Genomic DNA, 18,568 nt, shown 5'->3' with positions numbered 1-18,568 from the left:
TTCGATCAGGAGCATCGACATGCCCAAGGTGAGCGACGATCACCTCGCCGCGCGGCGCCGCCAGATCCTCGACGGTGCCCGGACCTGTTTCGCCGAGTACGGCTACGACGGGGCCACCGTCCGGCGACTCGAGGCCGCGACCGACCTGTCCCGCGGGGCGATCTTCCACCACTTCCGCGACAAGGACGCGCTGTTCCTCGCGCTGGCCCGCGAGGACGCGGAGCGGATGGCCGACATCGCCGCCGAGCAGGGCCTCGTCCAGGTCATGCGCGACATGCTCAGCCACCCCGAGCGCTTCGACTGGCTCGGGACCCGCTTGGAGATCGCGCGGCGGCTCAAGAACGACGGCGACTTCCGCGCCGAATGGACCGAGCGCAGCGCCGAACTCACCGACGCCACGCTGCGCCGCCTCGAGCGGCAGAAGCAGCGCGGCCGGCTGCGCGACGACCTGCCGACCGACGTGATCCTCGGCTACCTCGACCTCGTGCTCGACGGCCTGGTCACGCACCTCGCCTCGGGTCGCCCGACCGCGGGCCTCGAAGCCGTCCTCGACCTCGTCGAGGAGAGCGTGCGCCGCCGCTAGCGCTTCGTCAGCGCGGAGACGAGCGCTGCGATCCCGAGGCCCAGCACCGCGATGCCGGCGAGCAGGGTCAGGTAGAGCCCGATCCCGGCGGAGACGTCGACCATCGACGAGTACGTCGACGTCAGCTTCACGACGTTGGCGAGGTCGTAGCCGGCGAGGCCGGTGATCACGAGGCCCGCGACGGTGGCCGTGATCCCGGAGATCAACCGCAGCGGCACGCCCGAGGCGGGGACGACCGCGGCGGCCACCGCGACGCCGGCGGCGATCAGCGCCACGACCAGCGTGATCCATCCGTCGCTGCCGTCGATGCCCGACGCCGAGTTGGTGATCGACGAACCGCCGATCGTCGCGGACGCCGTGGCCCACGGCAGGAACGCGCCGAGGATCACGAGGACACCGGCGCCGGCGATGAGGAACTGCAGGATCGCGCCGATCCCACCGCGCGGGCCCGACGGGGCCGAGCCGCCCGGCCCCGTCGGACCGGGCTGACCGTAGGGACCCTGCTGCCCGGCGTAGGGCCCCGGCCCGCCGAACTGCTGCTGACCGAACTGGGGGCGTCCCGGCTGGGCGTACTGCGGCACCGGCTGCCCGTAGCCGGGCTGCGGCGTGCCCCAGGGCCCGCCCTGGTGGGACGGTGCGGGGTGCTGCTGGGGCGCACCGCCGTACGGCGCGTTCTGCGGGGGCTGCCCCGGGTACGGCGAAGGCCGGCCGCCGCCCTGCGGGTAGGGGCCGCCCGGCTGGTATCCGCCCTGGTTGTACGTCATGCGGCGAGCGTAGCCCCGTCGACCTTGCGATCCGGTTGCGTTCGCCTGAACGTGCCCCGTGTGCGGACTACCGCCCCTCGGGCGGGGTGGCGTAGAGGAACACCGCGCCGCCGGGATCCTTCGCCGAGCCCATCGTGGCCCAGGGCGTCACCTCCGCGGCGCGCAGGATCTCCCCGCCCGCGGCGACGATGCGCTGCTCCGCCGCCGCCGTGTCTTCGACGGTGAGGTAGACCTGCCAGAACGAGGGGGTTCCCTCGCCGAACACCCCGGAGTCGAACAGCGGCGCGGCGTCCATGATCCCGGCGACGGCATCGCGCTGCGCGTCCGTGCCGGCGAGCACCTGGCTGTACCGGTCGGGGCCGAAGGAGCCGTCCTGTCCCCCGCTGCCGATCTCGTCGAGCTGCCAGTCGAAGACGGTGCGGTAGAAGGCCTTGGTCGCGTCGTAGCTGCGGCTCATGCAGTCGAACCAGTACGGGGTGCCGGGTACGCCGCGCTCGACGAAGCCCTCGTGCTTCCCCGGCTCCCAGAGTCCGATCGCGGCGCCGACCGGATCGATGACGAACGCGAAACGCCCCAGATCGCCGACCGGGACGACGGGAACCACGACCGAGGCGCCGGCGTCGGTGGCCGCGCGGAGCGACTCCTTCGCGTCGGCGACCCGCAGATAGGTCGACCAGACGTCGCCGGGGCCCCCGCCGCCGTCCGGCGGCGACATCACTCCGGCCACGAGATTCCCGTTCGCCCGGAAGTTCCGGTACCCGCCGAAGTCCTCGTTGGGCGGGTCGGCCTCCCACCCGAAGACGGCGCCGTAGAACGCCACCGCCGCATCGACATCGGCGGTCATCAGGTCGATCCACACGGGTGCGCCCAGCGGGGCGTCGTACGCGGTCATGGGAGATACGGTGGCACATCCGGCCGACAAGTTTCCAGGGTTCGCGCGACATCGGATTGCGACCGCATTCGTCCGGCCACGATCCGATTACCGTGGGCGGGTGACGAACCCGCCCACAGCACCGTCGACCTAGATCTTGGCGACGCCCCGCGCGTCCCGGTAGACGCCGGCCACGCCGCTGGCGGACATGGGTCCGGACTGGATCTTGGCGTCGGAGGCGACGACGGCCTGCAGGGTGATGCCGGCGACGAGGAAGTCGGCGACCGAGCGGCGGGTGTGGTCGGCGGAGGTGACGAGCACCGCGCCGTTGCCGAAGCCGTTCTGCTGCATGAGGACCGCGGTGTTGATGGCGTTGCCCTGGGTGGAGCCCGCCTTCTCCTCGGTGTAGATCCGCGTGCCGGAGACGCCCTGCGCCAGCAGCCACTCCTTCATCGCCGCGGCCTCGGTCTTGCCGGCCTTCGGTGCGCCACCGGTGACGACGATCGGGAATGCCGGGTACGCCTGCGCGACCGCGAGGCCCTTGGTCAGCCGCTCGACGAGGATCGGCCGCATGGCGCCGTTGTCCTCCAGTCCGAAGCCGAGGATGACGATCGCGGTGCCGGGCGCGACGCCGCCGGGCACCTGGTCGGTGAGCGGGAAGGTCAGCGCCTTGTTGACGTTCGTCATCAGCGCCACGACCTTCTGCGCCTGGTCGATCGGCATCTGATTGATGGCGGCCTGCGCGCCCGCGGTGTCGCCCGCGGCCTGGCGGTCGATCGCCTGGTTGGTCAGGGACGTCGTCGACGTCGTGGTCGACGGTGCCGCCCCCGCCGGCCCCGTCGCCAGGGTGGCGGCGACCGCGACAGCGGCCGTCAGCGAAACGATCGAGCGGAAGAAACCAGAGACACGCATGTTGCCCTCCGTGACAAATGAGTCTATCGGTGGAAAACTACACTACTGAGTCGTGTGTTGCACACGTGAATGTTGATTCATGCCGGAAGCCACCCGCGCCGGACCGGGCGGCCGCGCACGGCAGCCTCGGTGGAATCCTGCGGTCCATGAGCGGCGTGTCGTCGCCGACACGCACCGAAAGTGCTGGTCAGCCCTACGACGAGGCGGGCTGCGCGATCCCCAGCTCCCCGAACACCGCCCGCGCACGATCCGGGTAATCGGTGATGAGCCCGTCCACGCCGTCGCGCAGCAGCGCGCGCATCGTCGCGGGATCGTTGACGGTCCACGGGACGACCTTCAGTCGGAGGTCGTGCGCGTGCCGGATCAGCGCAGCCGTCGTGAACCGCACGAAGTCCACATCCCCGACACCGCCGTCCTGCGGGTCGCCCTGCACCGGCGAGATCGCGGTGAGTCCGGGGATGGTCGCCTTCGCCGCCCGCACCCAGTCGCCGCCGTAGGTGTCCACGTCGAGCCCGAGCCACGGCGAGGCGCCGGGTTTCCCGGTCTGCAGGAATTGCTCGCCGTTGGTGAGCGCGATCAGCCCGACGCCGGGGAGCAGCGGCCCGATCTCCCGGAGGGCCGTCCAGTCGAAGCTCTGGATCGTGACCTGCCGGGCGAGACCGGAGCGCGTGATCTCCCCCGCGACCGCGCGCACGAACTCGCCGCGCGGCGCCGTCTCCGACGGTGCCCCCGCCTCCACCTTGGTCTCGATGTTCATCCGCACGGGCGAGCGCCGCGCGCGGACGAGGTCGAAGAGCTCCCGCAGCTCGGGGATGCGGGCGCCGGCCACCACGCGCTGCGACGCGGTGACCTTCTCGTACCCGCAGTTCATGGTGCAGATCTGCGCGTAGGTGAGGTCGCGGACGTACTTGCCGACGTACGGGTACTGCGGGTCGCCGGGCGTCACGGGCGCGGTGTCCGCGCACTTCTTCGCGTCCACCTTCCGGTCGTGCGTGATCACGACCTTCCGGTCCTTCGTCACCTGCGTGTCCAGCTCCAGCGTGGTCACGCCGAGCCGCATGGCGGCGGAGAAGCCCTCCAGCGTGGACTCCGTCTGCAGGCCGAGCCCGCCCCGGTGCGCCTGCAGGTCGACGGTCCGCGGCGCCGCTCCGGCGGGAGCCGCCGGGAGGGCCCCGACCAGCAGCGCGAGACACACGGAGACGACGGCGACGCGGCGCGGAATCATGGACCGTACGCTAGGCCGCCACGGTGAACCCGACCTGTCCGCGACGTGAAGGACTCCCCGATACACTGGACCGTCGCATACGCAAGGGGAGGTACACGATGGCGCAGTCGGCCGCGCAGCTGTACGCCGCGTTCACGGACAACGCCGACAACGACGTCGCGCTCCGCCTGCTCCGCTCCCCCCACGCCGTCGCCTACCTGGCGCTGATGGCGGCGCGGCTGGGCACGGGCCCCGTCGACGCGGAGGAGCTGGGCGACGCGCTCACCGTCGACCTGCAGTCCCTGCAGAGCCACTTCACCGAGCGCGCGCGTCCGGTCCCCGCCGGCCCGGACGTCCTGGACAGCTGGGTGAAGGCCGGATACGTCTCGCGCACGCTCGACGACACGGACCGCGAAGTCATCCAGCTCACCCGCGGCGCCACGACGGCCCTCGGCCAGGTGCAGGCCGTCTCGCTGGACCGCAACGTCGCGACCGAGACCGCGCTGGAGCTGGTCACGGCGCGGCTGTCGGCGGTCGCGGTCACCGTGAGCGCCGATCCCGACGACCACCTCCGCGCCCTGGACCAGCAGATCGCCGAGCTCACCCAACGTCGCGAGGCCCTGCGCCAGGGCCTCATCCCCGAGTACGACCGCGACAAGGTGGTCGACGACCTCAAGATCGTCAGCTCCCTCGCCGAGCGCATGCCCGCCGACATCCTCGGCTACGGCGAGAAGCTCCGCGAACACACCCGCGCCCTCCTCACCCACGGCCTCGACGCCTCCGACTCCAGCGAGGCCGAGGCCTACGCCAAGACCCTGCAGCGCCTCTTCGACGGACACGACGAGCTCGCGAACACGCCCGAGGGCAAGGCCTTCGACGCCTTCTACACGCTGCTCTCGGACCACCGACTGCGCCGGCAGCTCGAGACCTCCGTCGCCTCCGTCGTGCACGAGGTCGAGCTCCCCGACGACCTGCGCGACTCCCTCACCGGCTTCCTCGACCGCATGTGGATGCAGGTCCAGCGCGTCGACGAGATCCGCGGCCAGGTCTATCGCCGCATCAACACGTTCGTCAAGGACGGCGACTTCCTGCAGTACCAGTCGCTGCGCGCCCGCATCACCGAGGCGCAGCGCGCCGCGGTCGACGCCTTCGACGCCGCCTCCGCGGGCCGCGACACCGGCCTCGCCGTCCCCATGTCGGCCGTCGACACCAGCTCCGTCGGCGCGCTGCGGTTCCACGACGGCGTCGTCACCCTGCCGCCCGAGGTGCGCGAGACCTCCGGCGAGTTCACCATCGACCCCGCCCGCCTCGTCGGCCGGGAGGCGATCGACTGGGACGCGCTCGCCGCCGCCGTCAACGAGGCCGTCGGCACATCCGACGGTGCGACCCTCACCGACGTTCTCGCCGCCATCGACGCGCCCCGCGCAGGCGACGTGGTCGGCGTCTGGTCGCTCGGCGCGCGGTACGGCACCGTCGATGAGGACCGCCTGGTCACCGTCGTCGCGCACACCCAGCGCGGGCCCCGCGAGATGACGGTGCCGCACGTCGCGTTCGCCGCCGCGCTCCCGCCCCTGACCCCCGCCTCGGCCGCGCCCGAGCCCACCACGCTCTTCGAGCAGGAGGCCTGACATGACCGACGAGACGCAGCTCGACGACACGCTGGACGTACCCGCCGACGAGGGCCTGCCAGAGATCGACCTCGCCGACTTCAGCATCGCCGACGACGAGGCCGTGAAGTCGCTCCGCGGCGCCGACACCGCGCCGCGGTTCGACGGCGACACCTCCGCCCTGCCGAACTCGGTCTGCTACGCGCTACAGGAACTGATCGCGGCGCCGCACGTCTCGTCGCGGTCGAAGAACTGGGCGGTGATCGAGGCCGAGGAGACGCTGCTGCGCAGCCGGCTCTCCGAACTGAACCTCCTGCTGGAGATCAACCGCGAGACCAAGCACGCCTTCACCCGCCAGGTCAGCGAGAACGACCCGCGGCAGCGGAATCTGCTGCGCGCGCAGAGCCTCTCGCTCGCCGGGTCGGTGCTGGCGCTGTTCCTGCGCCTCAAGCACCTGTCCAGCCCGGACGAGACCGCGGTCGTGGAGCGGCAGGAGATGATCGACCACCTGCTGACCTTCCGACCCGCGCGCGACACCGACGAGGCGGGCTTCGTGAAGAAGGCCGACGCGGCGATCAACCAGCTGGAGACCCGCCGCCTGATCCGCCGAGTCGGCACCAGCGACCGGTACGCCGTGCACTCGGTGATCGCCTCCCTGCTCACCCCCGAGCAGGTGGACCTGTACACCGCCGCGTACCGCGACCTGGCCAGCACCGATCAGGACCTGGGCGAGGCGGCGGCCCCCGTCGACGGAGCAGAAGAGCAGGACGGCGAGGACAGCACCGTCGAACCCGAGAACGAGACGCAGGAGCAGCAGTGACCCGCAAGCATCTCGGCCAGTACCGCCTGACCCGCCTGCAGGTGGTCAACTGGGGCACGTTCGACGGCTACAAGGACTTCCCCATCGACGAGCGGGGCGTGATCCTCACCGGCCCGTCGGGCTCGGGCAAGAGCTCGCTGATGGACGCGCATTCGGTGGTGCTGCTGCCCACGTACGACCAGTCCTTCAACGCCTCCGCCGACATGACTGCCAAGGGCGCCAAGCGCGCCGCCCGCTCCATGGCGGACTACGTCCGCGGCGCGTGGTCGGTCAACGACGACGAGCACCAGCAGTCCAAGGTGCAGTACCTGCGCGGCGATTCGGCCACGTGGTCGGCGGTCGCGGCGACCTACGACAACGGCGCGGGCAACGTCACGACGGCCGTCGCCGTGAAGTGGTTTCCGGGCAGCGGCACCGACGGCGCCTCGCTCAAGTCCTGGTACCAGATCCACTCCGGCGCTTTCGATCTCCTGGACCTGCAGGAGTGGGCGACCGCCGGCTTCGACACCCGGGGCTGGCGCGCGCGGCACAGTGGCGTCGAGTCCTTCGACACCCAGGCCGCCTACCAGGACGCGCTGCGCCGCCGGGTCGGCATCGGCACCTCCAGCGCCGCGCTGGCGCTGCTCGGCAAGGCCAAGGCGATGAAGAACGTCGGCGACCTCGACGCCTTCATCCGCACCTACATGCTGGACCGGCCGCAGACCTACGCCCGCGCCGAGCGCCTCGTGGAGAACTTCACCCAGCTCGACGAGGCCTACCGGGCCGCGGCCCGCGCCGAGGCGCAGGAGAAGGTGCTGCGGCCGATGCCGGAGGCCTACGAGACGTACCGCTCCGCCACCGTCGGCACGACCCGCGCCGCCGACCTGCTCGGCGCGCCCGTGCGGTCCTACCTGCGCGGGCACAAGCTGCGGCTGCTGCAGGAGCAGATGGACCGGATCGAGGGCGAGCGCGCCGGCATGGACGCGCAGATCGCCCGCTGGGAGGACAGGGCCGAGGAGCGCAAGATGCGCTACAACGACCTGCTGCACCGGCTCCGGCAGGAACAGGGCGAGGTCGGGGTGCTCGAGGCCGAGCTGCAGTCGCGCGAGCTGCAGACCCAAGCCCGCCAACGCGCGTACGAGCGGTTCGCCGCCGCCGTGGAGAAGCTGGGCGAGCGCGCGCCGGAGTCGGCGGAGGAGTTCGCCGCGCTGCGCGAGCAGGTCCCCGGCATCCGCGACCGCGCCACCGAGGCCGCCGAGGCCCTCGCCGGGCGCGTGCATTCCGCCTACACGGACGAGTCGGACGCGCGGCGCGCCGTCGAATCCGTCGACGACGAGCTGTCCGTGCTCGACCGCCGCGCCTCGCTGCTGCCGCCCGCCCTGCTCGACCAGCGCGACGTGATCGCCCGCGCCACCGGCGTTCCCGCCGAGGACCTGCCGTACGCGGCGGAGCTGATCGACGTCGAGCCCGACGAGCAGGCGACGTGGGCCGGCGCCGCCGAGCGCGTGCTGCGGCCGCTGGCCACGACGCTGCTCGTGCCCGCCGAGCACCAGCGCGCGGTCGCCGACTACGTCAACGCGAACCGGGTGCACGGCGTGCTCACCTACCAGGTGGTCGACGGTGCCGACCCCACGCGCCCGGAACCCGGCTCCCTGGCCACCAAGCTGACCGTGGACACCGCGAGCGCGGCCGGACGGTGGCTGGCCGGCGCGGTCGCGCGCGCCGCACGGCACACGTGCGTGGACTCCCCCGACGAGCTGGAGAAGCACGAGCAGGCCGTCACCGCCGAGGGCCTCGTCAAGAACGCGGGCGGCCGGTTCCGCAAGGACGACCGCCGCGCCGTCGCCGACCGCTCGCAGTGGGTGCTCGGCACCAACACCGGCAGCAAGCGCGAGGCGCTGCAGCGCCGCCGTGACGAGCTGGCCGCCGTCCACGCCAAGGCCGCCGAGGCGTCGGCGACCCTGCGCGACGACCTCGCCGAGCACAAGGCCGTCGCCGACAGCGCGGCCGGTGTGCTCGGGTACACGTCGTGGGCCGAGCTCGACCACTGGGCGGCGAAGGCCGAGGCCGAGGAGCTGGCCGACCGGATCTCCGACGCCCGCTCCGGCAACGCCGACCTCGGGGAGCTGGAGCTGCAGGCCGACAACGCCTACGGCGAGCTGGCCGAGGCGCAGACCCGCATCGGCGCGCTGACCGAGACCATGAACCGCGCCGGCACGGAGTTCGACGACCTGCTGGCCGAGTTCGAGAAGATCGACGCCGAGAGCGCGCCGAAGCTCGCGGAGCCCGACGAGGACTTCCTCGCCACCGCGCTGTGGCACCTGCTCACGGCCGACGAGGCGAAGCCGCGCCGGCTCACCCTCGACACCTTCGGCGAGGTCCGCGCCGACCTCCGCGCCGAGTTGGAGCGCCAGCAGGCGGCGGCCACCGCCGAACGGGACGCCGCCGAGGCCCGGATCGTCCGCACCGCGGAGCAGTTCCTGCGCGAGTGGCCGGACGCCTCGACCGAGCTGTCCGCCGATGTGGCGTCCGCCCCGGACTTCGTGGCCGTGCACGAGAACCTCGTCGCGCACGGGCTCGCGGCGGCCACGGAGAAGTTCCGGCGGCTCATCACGACCGACGTCAGCCACTCGGTGTCGAACCTGTTCAAGGAGGTCGACGACACGCACCGGGCCATCACCCGCGGCATCGCCGACGTCAACGCGGGCCTGCGCCGGGTGGAGTTCAACGAGGGCACCTACCTGCAGATCGCCTACGCCGCCCGCCCGACGCCGGAGGCCACGGAGTTCGCGAAACTCGTCGACGACATGGTCCGCGACGCCCCCGCCGCGAAGCGGGCGGAGCCGGCGGCGATGGCCGCGCAATTCAAGCGGATCCGAGGCCTGGTGCTGCGCCTGACCGGCGACGACCCCGAGTCGCGCCGGTGGACGGAGAACGTCCTCGACGTCCGCACGGGCTACTCCTTCTACGGCAAGGAGAACGCCGCCGGCGCTGAGCCGGACGCCCCCGCGGTGGTCACCTACCGCAACACCGCCACCAACTCCGGCGGCGAGCAGGAGAAGCTGGTCGCCTTCTGCCTCGCGGCGGCGCTGAGCTTCGCGCTCGGCTCACACGGGATCGACGGATCGAACGAGCCCGCCTTCGCGCCGCTCATGCTCGACGAGGCCTTCAGCAAGTCGGATGAGCGCTTCTCGGCGCAGTCGCTGCGGGCCTTCGAGCAGTTCGGCTTCCAGCTGCTCATCGCCGCCCCGATCCGCATGGTCGGCATCGTCGAGCCGTTCATCGGGCAGGTCATCCTCGTCGACAAGCAGGTCACGCCCGACGGTGCCCGCTCGGACGCCCGGTACGCGACGTTCGGCGAGCTCACCCCGTCGCGCTGATCCGGCCCCGGCCGTGCGTCAGTCGGCTGCGCCGGCGCGGTGTGCGCGCGGCGTGCGGCCGAACCGCCGGCTGAACGCCGTGCTGAAGGCGCTCGCGGAGCCGTAGCCGACGGAGTCGGCGATGAAGGAGATCCCGCGTGCGGCCCAGCGCGGATCGGTGAGCCGGTCCCGGGCGAGGTCGAGGCGCTCGCCGCGCACGGCGTCGGAGAAGGTCTCGCCCGTGCGGGAGAGCACCGCCTGGATGTGCCGGGCCGACCAGCCGACGGCCGCCGCGACCCCGGCCAGGCTGAGATCCGGCTCGGTGGCGTGCGCGCGCACGTGGCGGAGCACCGCGGCCCGGACGTCGTCGTCGGCGGTGCCGGCACCGTCGGCCTCACCGCTCGCCGCGAGGCAGAACAGGTCCACGGCCCGGTCGCAGGCGGCGTCGAACTCGGCGGCGGTGAGCTGCTCCCGCTCATCGATCAGCGCCGCCGCCAGGTCGCGCGTGACGCGGCCCAAGCCGCGGCCGCCGCGCAGCCGTACCCCCTCCTTGGCGACCGAACCGAGCGTCCGGGAGACCCGGTGCTCGGGGATGAGCAGGGCGAGCGCCGAGGCGTCGTCGTCGTGCGCGAGCACGAAGGGCGAGTCGATGGAGACGAGCACCATCTCCCCCGGCAGCAGGGCGCCCTCCGTGACGTCGCCGCCGACGTGCAGCGCACCCTTCAGGGGCATGAACAGCTCGTAGTGGCCGCGCGGGTCGTTGCGGATGCCGCGGGCGTCGCGCCGCACGTGCTCGCGCTGGCTGGTCCAGGAGACGAGCTGGTACTCCTCGGTGCGTTGGCGCAGCACGTCGCCGCGGTAGCCGTCGCCGTCGAAGGAGATGTCGAACTCGCCGTGGACGCCGCTGCACCAGTCGCGCCACGCGCCGTGCGCGCGGGAGCCGGTCAGGCGCCGCTCGGCCCCGGTGACCAGGCCGTCGATGGTGTACGGCACGCCCTGCTCCTCCCCTCCCGCGGCGCGTGCGCCTGCGCGAAAGAACCGTGCGCGCGGGCGAACCTCCCGCCGTCGCGCGCTTCCTACCTTCGATTGTGACACGCGTCACCGCCGGGTGGGCCCGGCGGACCATCCGTAGGAGGACCGATGACCGAACAGACCGTGACCGCGCCCGACCTCGGCGACCTGCTCGCCCAGGCACCGTCCAACTGGGGCAAGTGGGGCCCCGACGACGAGGTGGGCTCGCTCAACTACCTCGGCCCGGAGCAGGCGATCGCCGCCGCGGCGCTGGTCCGCAGCGGCAAGGTCTTCACCCTGCAGCGGCTCATCGGCGACCCGAAGGGCGACCCCGTCTGGCCCGGCCGCAGCCCCGCGGTCCGCACGCAGATCATGGACGAGGCCAGCTGGGACGGCGCGGAGGCGCCGCAGTTCCCCGGCGGCCTGCACTACGCCGACGACAAGATCGACGCCTTCCTGCAGGGCTCCACACAGTACGACGCCCTGGGCCACGTCTGGTACGACGGCAAACTGTGGAACGGCTACGACGCCCGCACCACCGTCGGCGGCATGGACGTCGCCAGTGTCGAGCCGATCGCGCAACGCGGCGTCGTGGGCCGCGGCGTGCTGCTCGACATGGCGCGCTTCCGCGGCAAGGAGCACCTCGACACCGCGGAGACCTTCGACCACACCGACCTCGAGGCGTGCGCCGCCGCGCAGGGTGTGGAGCTGCGCCCGCGCGACGTGCTGCTCATCCGCACCAACTACCTGCAGCTCTTCTTCGAGCTCGGCGACGCGTTCTACGAGGGCTTCTGCGAGCCCGGTCTCCAGTACAGCCCGGAGCTGGTGCAGTGGTTCGCCGACCGGGAGATCCCGAACCTGGTGACCGACACCATCGCCAACGAGGTCACCACCGACCAGAACAACGGCGTCGCGCTCACCCTGCACTGCGCGTTGATGCGCAACCTGGGCGTCGTCTTCACCGAGATCACCGACCTCGAGGCCCTGGCCGCGGACTGCGCCGCCGACGGCGTCTACGAGTTCATGTACACCGCCGCCCCGCTGAAGATCGCCCAGGGCAGCGGCGCGCCCGTCAACCCGGTCGTGGTGAAGTGACCGCGGTTCCGGGAGCCGCGCAGCGGCCGTGGGCCGGCCGGTACGAGACGCTGCCCGCCGAGGTGGACATCGCCTTCGACAGCGCCCTCGCCATGTTCCGCGCGGGCGTGGCGAGCCACCCCGACCAGGCGGCGATCCGCTACTTCGACGGGGCGATCACCCGCCGCGAGCTGGACGAGCTCACGGACGCTTTGGCCGCCGGCCTGCTCGCCGAGGGCTTCGCACCCGGGGACCGCCTGGCGCTCTACCTGCAGAACGTCCCGCAGTTCGTGATCGGCATGATCGCCGCCTGGAAGGCCGGCGGCTGCACCGTCTCGATCAACCCGATGAGCCGCGCCCGGGAGCTCGAGAACCTGCTCCTCGACTCGGGCGCGACCGCGCTGATCGCGCTCGACGACCTGTACGAGGAGATCGCGCGCGAGGTGGTCCCGGCCACCGCTGTCCGCACGGTCTTCACCACGAGCGGGCTCGACCTGCAGAGCCGCGCCGACCCGCGGCTGTTCCCCGCTCCCCGTCGCGCGACGCCCGACGGCGCGACGGACCTGCTGGAGTTCATCGCGGCGCACCGCGGCGAGGTCCCACCGCCGGTCGCTCCCGCGCCGGGCGACACCGCCTTCCTCACCTACACCTCGGGCACCACGGGCAAGCCGAAGGGCGCGATCAACACCCACCGCAACGTGGTCTTCACCGCGACGGTCTACCGGGACGCGGCGAAGTTCGCGCCCGGCCCCGACGCGGCGGTGCTCGCGATCGCGCCCCTGTTCCACATCACCGGCCTCATCGGGCACATCGCGCTGAGCATGCTCGCCCCGATGCCGATGATCCTGGCCTACCGCTTCGATCCCGCGGTGATGCTGGAGACGATGCGTGAGCACCGCCCCACCTGCACGATCGGCGCGGTGACCGCGTTCAACGCGCTCCTCAACCACGCGGACTACGACCGGGACGCGCTCGCCTCCCTGACGTCCGTGTACTCGGGCGGCGCGCCGATCTCCCCGACGGCCGCGCGACGCTTCGCCGAGGCGACCGGCCGGCCCCTGCACAACGCCTACGGGCTCACCGAGACCACGAGCCCCATGACGGTCTCGCCGTACGGCGTGGAGATCCCCGTCGATCCGGACTCCGGGGCGCTGTCGGTGGGGCTGCCGGCACCGTCGACGGTGGTGCGGATCGTCGGGGACGACGGTGCGGACCTCCCGCTCGGGGAGATCGGCGAGATCGTCGCCGAGGGGCCCCAGGTGGTCGCCGGCTACTGGAACAAGCCCGAGGAGACCGCGGCCGGGATCCCCGGGGGCGCGCTGCACAGCGGCGACGTGGGCTTCATGGACGATCGCGGCTGGGTGTTCATCGTCGACCGCAAGAAGGACATGATCAACGCCTCGGGCTACAAGGTGTGGCCGCGCGAGGTCGAGGACGTGCTCGCCGAGCACCCCGCGGTCCGGGAGGCGGCCGTCGTCGGCGTGCCGGACGAGGTGCGGGGCGAGACGGTGCGCGCCTTCGTCAGCCTGATGCCGGGCGCCGACGCCTCCCCGGAGGACCTGATCGCGCACTGCCGCGAGCGCATGGCCGCCTACAAGTACCCCCGCGACGTCCGGATCGTGGAGGAGCTTCCGAAGACGGTGACCGGGAAGATCCTGCGCCGCGAGCTGCGCGACGCCTGATCCCGCGCGGTCCGCCGCCCGGCGGCGGACCGGCGGCGGGCCCGGGGGCCGCGGAACTGCTATACAGAGCGCATGGCCTCGGTCGTCGCGCTCAACGCCCACCCGGACGACGAGACGCTGCTCGCGGGCGGCACGCTCGCGCGGTTCGCGACGGAGGGGCACCGCGTCGTGATCGTCGTCGCCACCGACGGGATGATGCGCGGCGACGACGAACCCGAGCCGCGCCTGCGGCTCGACGAATTGTCCGCGGCCGCGGCGGAACTGGGCGTCCACGAGGTGCGCTGGCTGGGTTACGCCGACAGCGGGCACGGTGGGGAGCTGTACCCGGACCCGCCGGGCCGGGTACGGCTCGTGCGTGCCGGGATCGAGGAGCCCGCCGAGCGGCTCGCGGCGATCCTGCACGAGGTCTCCGCCGACCTCCTGCTCGGCTCCGACGAGGCCGGCGGCTACCGGCACCGCGACCACCTCGCCGTGCACGACATCGCTCGCCGCGCCGCCGAGCTGACAGGCGTCCGGCTCGCGGAGGCCACGGCGCCGCGCGAAGCGATCCTGCGGATCCTCGCGATCGCCGTCCACCTGCGGTTCCTGCGGCCCGGGCACCTCGAGCAGGCACGCACCTGGTTCACGCCCGCGGCCGAGATCACGCACCGTGTCGACGTGCGCAGGCACGTCGCGGCCAAGCAGCGCGCGCTCGCGGCCCACCGCTCCGAGATCGCGAAAGCCGGGACCGTCGCGCGAATCCTCCGCCTGGTGCTCCGCGTCCCCGCGTGGTTGCTCGCGCCGCTGGTCGGCACCGAGTACTACCTGGAACCGGCGGGCGCCACGTCGCCGGCGGACCGCCTCCTGTGACCGTGTAGATCAAGTGATCTATAGTTAGATCATGCGATCTACGGAGACGTTCACCGAGCAGGCCCGCCGCGCCCAGATCACGGCGTGCGCCATCGACGCCATCGCGGAGCTCGGCTACGCGCAGGCCTCCGTCCGGAAGATCGCCGACCGCGCCGGCGTCGCGATGAGCGTGGTGCTCTACCACTTCGGCGACAAGGACAGCCTCATCGTCTCGGTCGTCTCCGAGTGCTACCGCACCCTGTTCGAGGCCATGGTCCCCGCCGTCGACGCGGCCCCGACGGCCGCCGGCAAGCTCGAGGCCCACATCCGCGCGCACCTCGGCTACCTGCGGACCCACCCCGCCCATCAGGTCGCGATCACCGAGATCGGCGACGGCTTCCGCGGCAAGGGCGGCGTGCGATTGTGGGATCTGCCGGTCGACCGCGAGCACGACGAGGCCCGGACACGCGTCGAGCTCGAGGCGATCCTCCGCGGCGGCGTGGAGAGCGGCGAATTCCGCCCGCTCACCCCCGCGTCGATCGCCTCCGCCGTCCGGGGCGCGATCGGCACCGCGATGTTCAACCTCCTCGTCGACCCCGCCTTCGACCTGGACGGCTACGCCGACGACCTCGTCGACGCCTTCCTCCGCGCCTGCGCACCCTGACCCACGAATCGAGGCACCCATGGCCCACGTCCTGATCGCCACCTACGGCTCCCGCGGCGATACCATGCCGCTGGCCGGGCTCGGCCTGCGCCTGCAGCGCGCCGGCCACGGGGTCACCATCACCACCAACACCGAGCTCGCCGCCGAGACCGCGGCCCTCGGCCTCGACGCGCGCGCCGTCGACATCGACCTCGGCGAACCGTCCGGGGAGCCCTCCCTCAAGGACGCGATGGCGCTGGTCAAGCCCGCCGGGATCCGGCAGCTGAGCCGCACCCTGCTCGGCGCCGTCGAGGACGTCCCCGCGGACGTCGTGCTCATGACGCCCTTCGCCGAACCCGCGGGCCAGGCACTCGCCGAGGCCCGTGGGGTCCCGGGGATCCCGCTGCGCCTGCAGCCGGTCTCCGCCACCCGCGCGTTCCCGCCGAGCCTCCTCGCCGCGCGGTCGGCGGGTGGCGCGCTCAACCTCACGGCGGGCCGGGCCGCCGAACGCGCCGTCGACACTCTGTACAACGGCGTCGTCGCCGACCTGCGCCGCGACCTCGGGCTCCCGCGACGCTCGGCCCGCCGACTCCGGCGCGACCGTGCGGCGGCGCGGCAGCCCGTCCTGGGTGGCTGGTCGCCCGCCGTGCTGCCCCGCCCCGCCGATTGGCGGCCCGGGATCGACGTCACCGGCTACTGGTGGTCCCCCGAACCGGAGGGCTGGGCACCGCCGGGCGAGCTCGAGTCCTTCCTCGCCGGCGGACCGCCGCCCGTGCTCATCGGCCTCGGATCGCTCATGGTCCCGGCCGCGGAGCGGGACCGCCTCTCCGCGGTGCTCGACGATGCGCTCCGCCGTGCCGGAGTCCGCGGCATCGTCCAGTCCGGCGGCGCGGGGCTGCGCGTCCCGGACCGCGCCGACGTCCTGAACATCGGAGCCGTCCCGTACTCGTGGCTGTTCCCGCGCGTCGCCGCCGTCGTGCACTCGTGCGGCGCGGGCACGACCGGGTCCGCCCTCCGCGCGGGCGTCCCGACGGTGCCGCTCCCCTCGCCCGGCGCGGACCAGTTCTTCTGGGCGAACCGGATCCACGCGCTGGGCGCGGCCACCGCCCCGATCCCGCGGACGAAGGTCACGGTTTCCGCCCTCGCCGACGCGATACGTGCCGCCGTGGACGACGCCGGCTACCGCGCCGCCGCCGGGGCCCTGAGCAGCGCGATCACCGCCGAGGACGGCGCATCGGCCGTGCTCGAGGCGGTGGAGCGGGCCATAACGATCTCGTAACACGGCTAACGGAATCCGCGTCGCGTCGCGATTCCCTCATGTCGGCGGACATCGCCGCAGGGGGAATCACAACGAGGAGGACGCGATGCGGAACCCGAACCGGAGGAACCGGATCCGAAGCGCGCTGGTGCTGCCGGCGGCGCTCATCCCGATGCTGGGCCTGGTGCCCGCGGTCGCGGGGGCCGAGCCGACCACACCGGCCCCGGCACCGGTCACGACGCAGGCTCCGGCCACTACGACGACCACGCCACCGGCGCCCACGCCGACGCAGAAGCCGACGACCACCACCCCGGCCCCCACGCCGAGCACCCCGGCGACCGTCACCCCGTCGCCGACGATCACGCTCCCGACCACGCCGCTGCCGACCACCACGACGCCGCCGCAGGGCCCGCCCGGCCGGCTCACCGTCGCCGCGGTGCAGATCATCGACGCGAAGACGCAGGGCGTCGGCGTGCCCGGCGCGACCGTCCGGGTCCAGGGCTGCTCCGGCGGCCCGGCGGCGACGCTCTCGCACGGCGGCGCCACGACGGTGACCGGCCCGTGCGTCCGCGCCACCGTGGTGAACGTGCCGACCAACTGGCACCTCGCCTCTCCGTCGGTGCAGACGAGGACGTCGACCTCGGGGCGTGTCGACTTCCTCTTCAGCCTGGAGCGCGGCGGGATCGTCCCGCCGACGTCGACGACGACGCCGCCGAACCGGCACGTCCGCTTCACCCTCGCCGCGCGCGATCAGGACGGCCGGGGCGTCGCCTCGGAGTACGCGGTCGCGGAGTGCGACACCTGGCGGCCGCTGGGCGGGGCGCGCACCGACAGCGCGGGCGACGGCGGGGGCGCCTTCCCCCGCGACTGCGTCAGCGTGGTGCCCACCGCGTGGCCGTCCTCGTGCGTGCTGCTGGGCCCGAACGCCTACTCCCGCGTCGAGGGCAACGGCGTGAACCGGCTCGCCTTCCGCTTCCGCTGCGGCGTCACGATCCCACCCGGCGAGGTCGAGACCAACGGCACGCTGGTCAAGACCGACCGCGTCACCGGGGCCCCGCTCGCGGGCGCGTCCTTCGTGATCGCGCGCTGCGGCTCCGACGAGGCCGTCCGCGCCGTGACCACCGGCGAGAACGGCGTCGCCGCCTTCTCGCTGCCGTCGGGCTGCTACCGGGCCATCGAGACGGCCGCCCCGGCGGGTTACGTCCGCGACGCCGCGGCCGTCGCCTTCGAGGTACGCCTGACACCACAGTTCCAGGTCCGGGTGACCAACTCGAAGATCGGCGCCGGCCCGGTGGTCCGCAACCCCGGAGTCCGCGTGCCGATCGCGTCCATCCCGTCCGGACGGACCGTCTGATGCTGCGCGGCGCACGGTCCCTCGTCGTCGCGGCCGCGGCGGTGCTCGCCCTCGCGGGGTGCGGGAGCACCGTCGAGGGGACGGCGGCGGCACCGTCGTCCAACCCGAGCGCGCAGAGCGATCTGCGGCCCCCGGTGAGCGCGACCGCGACGGAGCCGACGACGCCGGTCGCGGTCACCGTCGACGGGGCGCAGGCCCCGATCGACGCCGTCGCCACCGACTCCCAGGGCGCCCTGTACCCGCCCACCGACGTGAACCGGCTCGGCTGGTGGGTCGACTCCGCGCTCCCGGGGTCCGGCGCCGGGTCGGTCGTCGTCACCGGGCACGTGGACGACGCCCGGCAGGGCGCCGGCTACGCGAAGCGCTTCGCCGGCCTCGCCCGCGGCGACGAGGTCACCCTCACCGGCAAGGACGGGGCGGCGGTCCGGTACCGCGTCACACGCACCGCGTCCGTCGGCAAGGGCGTGCTGCCGACCGACGACCTGAACCGGCTCGACGGCCCGGAGACCCTGATCCTGGTCACCTGCGGCGGGAAGTTCATCGGCCCGCCGATGGGGTACGAGAACAACGATCTCGTCTACGCGGAGCGCGCCTGACCCGTTCGTCGCTAGGGTCGAAA

Annotated in this window: 16 protein-coding genes; 11 read left to right on the top strand and 5 right to left on the bottom strand. The window is 72.9% G+C overall.

What is annotated here, in order from left to right; all coding sequences use genetic code 11:
• Positions 1-19 precede the first annotated feature (19 nt).
• A complete protein-coding gene (locus BLW32_RS12420; RefSeq protein WP_068525481.1) occupies positions 20-583 on the top strand; it encodes a TetR/AcrR family transcriptional regulator in 564 nt (187 codons plus the stop codon).
• On the opposite strand, the gene BLW32_RS27510 is transcribed toward BLW32_RS12420, so the two are convergent.
• From BLW32_RS27510 to BLW32_RS12400, 4 genes are all read right to left on the bottom strand, one after another.
• Positions 580-1,347 carry a proline-rich domain-containing protein gene (locus tag BLW32_RS27510; RefSeq protein WP_068741984.1) on the bottom strand — a complete coding sequence of 256 codons (768 nt, stop codon included), beginning with the start codon at positions 1,345-1,347 and terminating at the stop codon, positions 580-582. The two genes, BLW32_RS12420 and BLW32_RS27510, sit on opposite strands and share 4 nt — an antisense overlap.
• A 67-nt stretch (positions 1,348-1,414) precedes the next feature.
• Positions 1,415-2,239: a VOC family protein gene (locus BLW32_RS12410; protein ID WP_068741985.1), complete on the bottom strand. Its 825-nt coding sequence runs from the start codon at positions 2,237-2,239 to the stop codon at positions 1,415-1,417.
• A gap of 129 nt (positions 2,240-2,368) precedes the next feature.
• Positions 2,369-3,130 carry a YdcF family protein gene (locus BLW32_RS12405; RefSeq protein WP_068741986.1) on the bottom strand — a complete coding sequence of 254 codons (762 nt, stop codon included), beginning with the start codon at positions 3,128-3,130 and terminating at the stop codon, positions 2,369-2,371.
• Between the two features lie 193 nt (positions 3,131-3,323).
• Positions 3,324-4,355: a glycerophosphodiester phosphodiesterase family protein gene (locus BLW32_RS12400; protein ID WP_068741987.1), complete on the bottom strand. Its 1,032-nt coding sequence runs from the start codon at positions 4,353-4,355 to the stop codon at positions 3,324-3,326.
• Between the two features lie 98 nt (positions 4,356-4,453).
• On the opposite strand from BLW32_RS12400, the gene BLW32_RS12395 reads away from it, so the two are divergent.
• Genes BLW32_RS12395 through BLW32_RS12385 form a run of 3 tightly spaced genes read left to right on the top strand, consistent with a single transcriptional unit; the run spans position 4,454 to position 10,120 of the window.
• Entirely contained in the window at positions 4,454-5,962 is a 1,509-nt protein-coding gene (locus BLW32_RS12395) for a DUF3375 domain-containing protein (RefSeq protein WP_068525473.1), read from the top strand.
• A 1-nt stretch (position 5,963) separates the two neighbouring features.
• Entirely contained in the window at positions 5,964-6,761 is a 798-nt protein-coding gene (locus BLW32_RS12390; protein WP_068741988.1) for a DUF4194 domain-containing protein, read from the top strand.
• Positions 6,758-10,120 carry an ATP-binding protein gene (locus tag BLW32_RS12385; RefSeq protein ID WP_068741989.1) on the top strand — a complete coding sequence of 1,121 codons (3,363 nt, stop codon included), beginning with the start codon at positions 6,758-6,760 and terminating at the stop codon, positions 10,118-10,120. Before BLW32_RS12390 ends, BLW32_RS12385 begins: the two co-directional genes overlap by 4 nt.
• An 18-nt stretch (positions 10,121-10,138) precedes the next feature.
• On the opposite strand, the gene BLW32_RS12380 is transcribed toward BLW32_RS12385, so the two are convergent.
• Positions 10,139-11,092, bottom strand: a complete 954-nt coding sequence (locus BLW32_RS12380) for an AraC family transcriptional regulator (protein ID WP_068741990.1) — start codon at positions 11,090-11,092, stop codon at positions 10,139-10,141.
• Positions 11,093-11,239: 147 nt separating this feature from the next.
• On the opposite strand from BLW32_RS12380, the gene BLW32_RS12375 reads away from it, so the two are divergent.
• From BLW32_RS12375 to BLW32_RS12340, 7 genes are all read left to right on the top strand, one after another.
• Complete coding sequence (locus BLW32_RS12375; RefSeq protein ID WP_068525468.1) at positions 11,240-12,205, top strand: cyclase family protein; 966 nt, start codon at positions 11,240-11,242, stop codon at positions 12,203-12,205.
• Positions 12,202-13,866 (top strand): AMP-binding protein, encoded by a 1,665-nt coding sequence (locus BLW32_RS12370; protein ID WP_068741991.1) that lies wholly within the window; start codon positions 12,202-12,204, stop codon positions 13,864-13,866. Before BLW32_RS12375 ends, BLW32_RS12370 begins: the two co-directional genes overlap by 4 nt.
• 72 nt (positions 13,867-13,938) lie before the next feature.
• Positions 13,939-14,715, top strand: a complete 777-nt coding sequence (locus BLW32_RS12365) for a PIG-L deacetylase family protein (protein ID WP_068741992.1) — start codon at positions 13,939-13,941, stop codon at positions 14,713-14,715.
• Between the two features lie 31 nt (positions 14,716-14,746).
• A complete protein-coding gene (locus BLW32_RS12360) occupies positions 14,747-15,358 on the top strand; it encodes a TetR/AcrR family transcriptional regulator (protein ID WP_068741993.1) in 612 nt (203 codons plus the stop codon).
• A 19-nt stretch (positions 15,359-15,377) separates the two neighbouring features.
• Complete coding sequence (locus BLW32_RS12355) at positions 15,378-16,616, top strand: glycosyltransferase (RefSeq protein WP_068741994.1); 1,239 nt, start codon at positions 15,378-15,380, stop codon at positions 16,614-16,616.
• Between the two features lie 85 nt (positions 16,617-16,701).
• On the top strand, positions 16,702-17,949 hold the full coding sequence (locus tag BLW32_RS12345) for a prealbumin-like fold domain-containing protein (protein ID WP_068741995.1): 1,248 nt from the start codon (positions 16,702-16,704) through the stop codon (positions 17,947-17,949).
• Complete coding sequence (locus BLW32_RS12340) at positions 17,949-18,545, top strand: class F sortase (RefSeq protein WP_068741996.1); 597 nt, start codon at positions 17,949-17,951, stop codon at positions 18,543-18,545. The genes BLW32_RS12345 and BLW32_RS12340 overlap by 1 nt, the downstream gene beginning before the upstream one ends.
• Positions 18,546-18,568 lie beyond the last annotated feature (23 nt).

The sequence above is a fragment of the Tsukamurella tyrosinosolvens genome (genome assembly GCF_900104775.1).
In the GTDB taxonomy this organism is placed as follows: Bacteria; Actinomycetota; Actinomycetes; order Mycobacteriales; family Mycobacteriaceae; genus Tsukamurella; species Tsukamurella tyrosinosolvens.
The sequence above is the reverse complement of the archived record's forward strand: the minus strand, read 5'-3'. Positions and strand labels throughout refer to the sequence as shown.

Bases quoted from the DNA above. Each gene is read 5' to 3' on its own strand.
- BLW32_RS12420 (WP_068525481.1), top strand. From the start codon at position 20: ATGCCCAAGGTGAGCGACGATCACCTCGCCGCGCGGCGCCGCCAGATC.
- BLW32_RS27510 (WP_068741984.1), bottom strand. From the start codon at position 1,347: ATGACGTACAACCAGGGCGGATACCAGCCGGGCGGCCCCTACCCGCAG.
- BLW32_RS12410 (WP_068741985.1), bottom strand. From the start codon at position 2,239: ATGACCGCGTACGACGCCCCGCTGGGCGCACCCGTGTGGATCGACCTG.
- BLW32_RS12405 (WP_068741986.1), bottom strand. From the start codon at position 3,130: ATGCGTGTCTCTGGTTTCTTCCGCTCGATCGTTTCGCTGACGGCCGCT.
- BLW32_RS12400 (WP_068741987.1), bottom strand. From the start codon at position 4,355: ATGATTCCGCGCCGCGTCGCCGTCGTCTCCGTGTGTCTCGCGCTGCTG.
- BLW32_RS12395 (WP_068525473.1), top strand. From the start codon at position 4,454: ATGGCGCAGTCGGCCGCGCAGCTGTACGCCGCGTTCACGGACAACGCC.
- BLW32_RS12390 (WP_068741988.1), top strand. From the start codon at position 5,964: ATGACCGACGAGACGCAGCTCGACGACACGCTGGACGTACCCGCCGAC.
- BLW32_RS12375 (WP_068525468.1), top strand. From the start codon at position 11,240: ATGACCGAACAGACCGTGACCGCGCCCGACCTCGGCGACCTGCTCGCC.
- BLW32_RS12365 (WP_068741992.1), top strand. From the start codon at position 13,939: ATGGCCTCGGTCGTCGCGCTCAACGCCCACCCGGACGACGAGACGCTG.
- BLW32_RS12360 (WP_068741993.1), top strand. From the start codon at position 14,747: ATGCGATCTACGGAGACGTTCACCGAGCAGGCCCGCCGCGCCCAGATC.
- BLW32_RS12355 (WP_068741994.1), top strand. From the start codon at position 15,378: ATGGCCCACGTCCTGATCGCCACCTACGGCTCCCGCGGCGATACCATG.
- BLW32_RS12345 (WP_068741995.1), top strand. From the start codon at position 16,702: ATGCGGAACCCGAACCGGAGGAACCGGATCCGAAGCGCGCTGGTGCTG.
- BLW32_RS12340 (WP_068741996.1), top strand. From the start codon at position 17,949: ATGCTGCGCGGCGCACGGTCCCTCGTCGTCGCGGCCGCGGCGGTGCTC.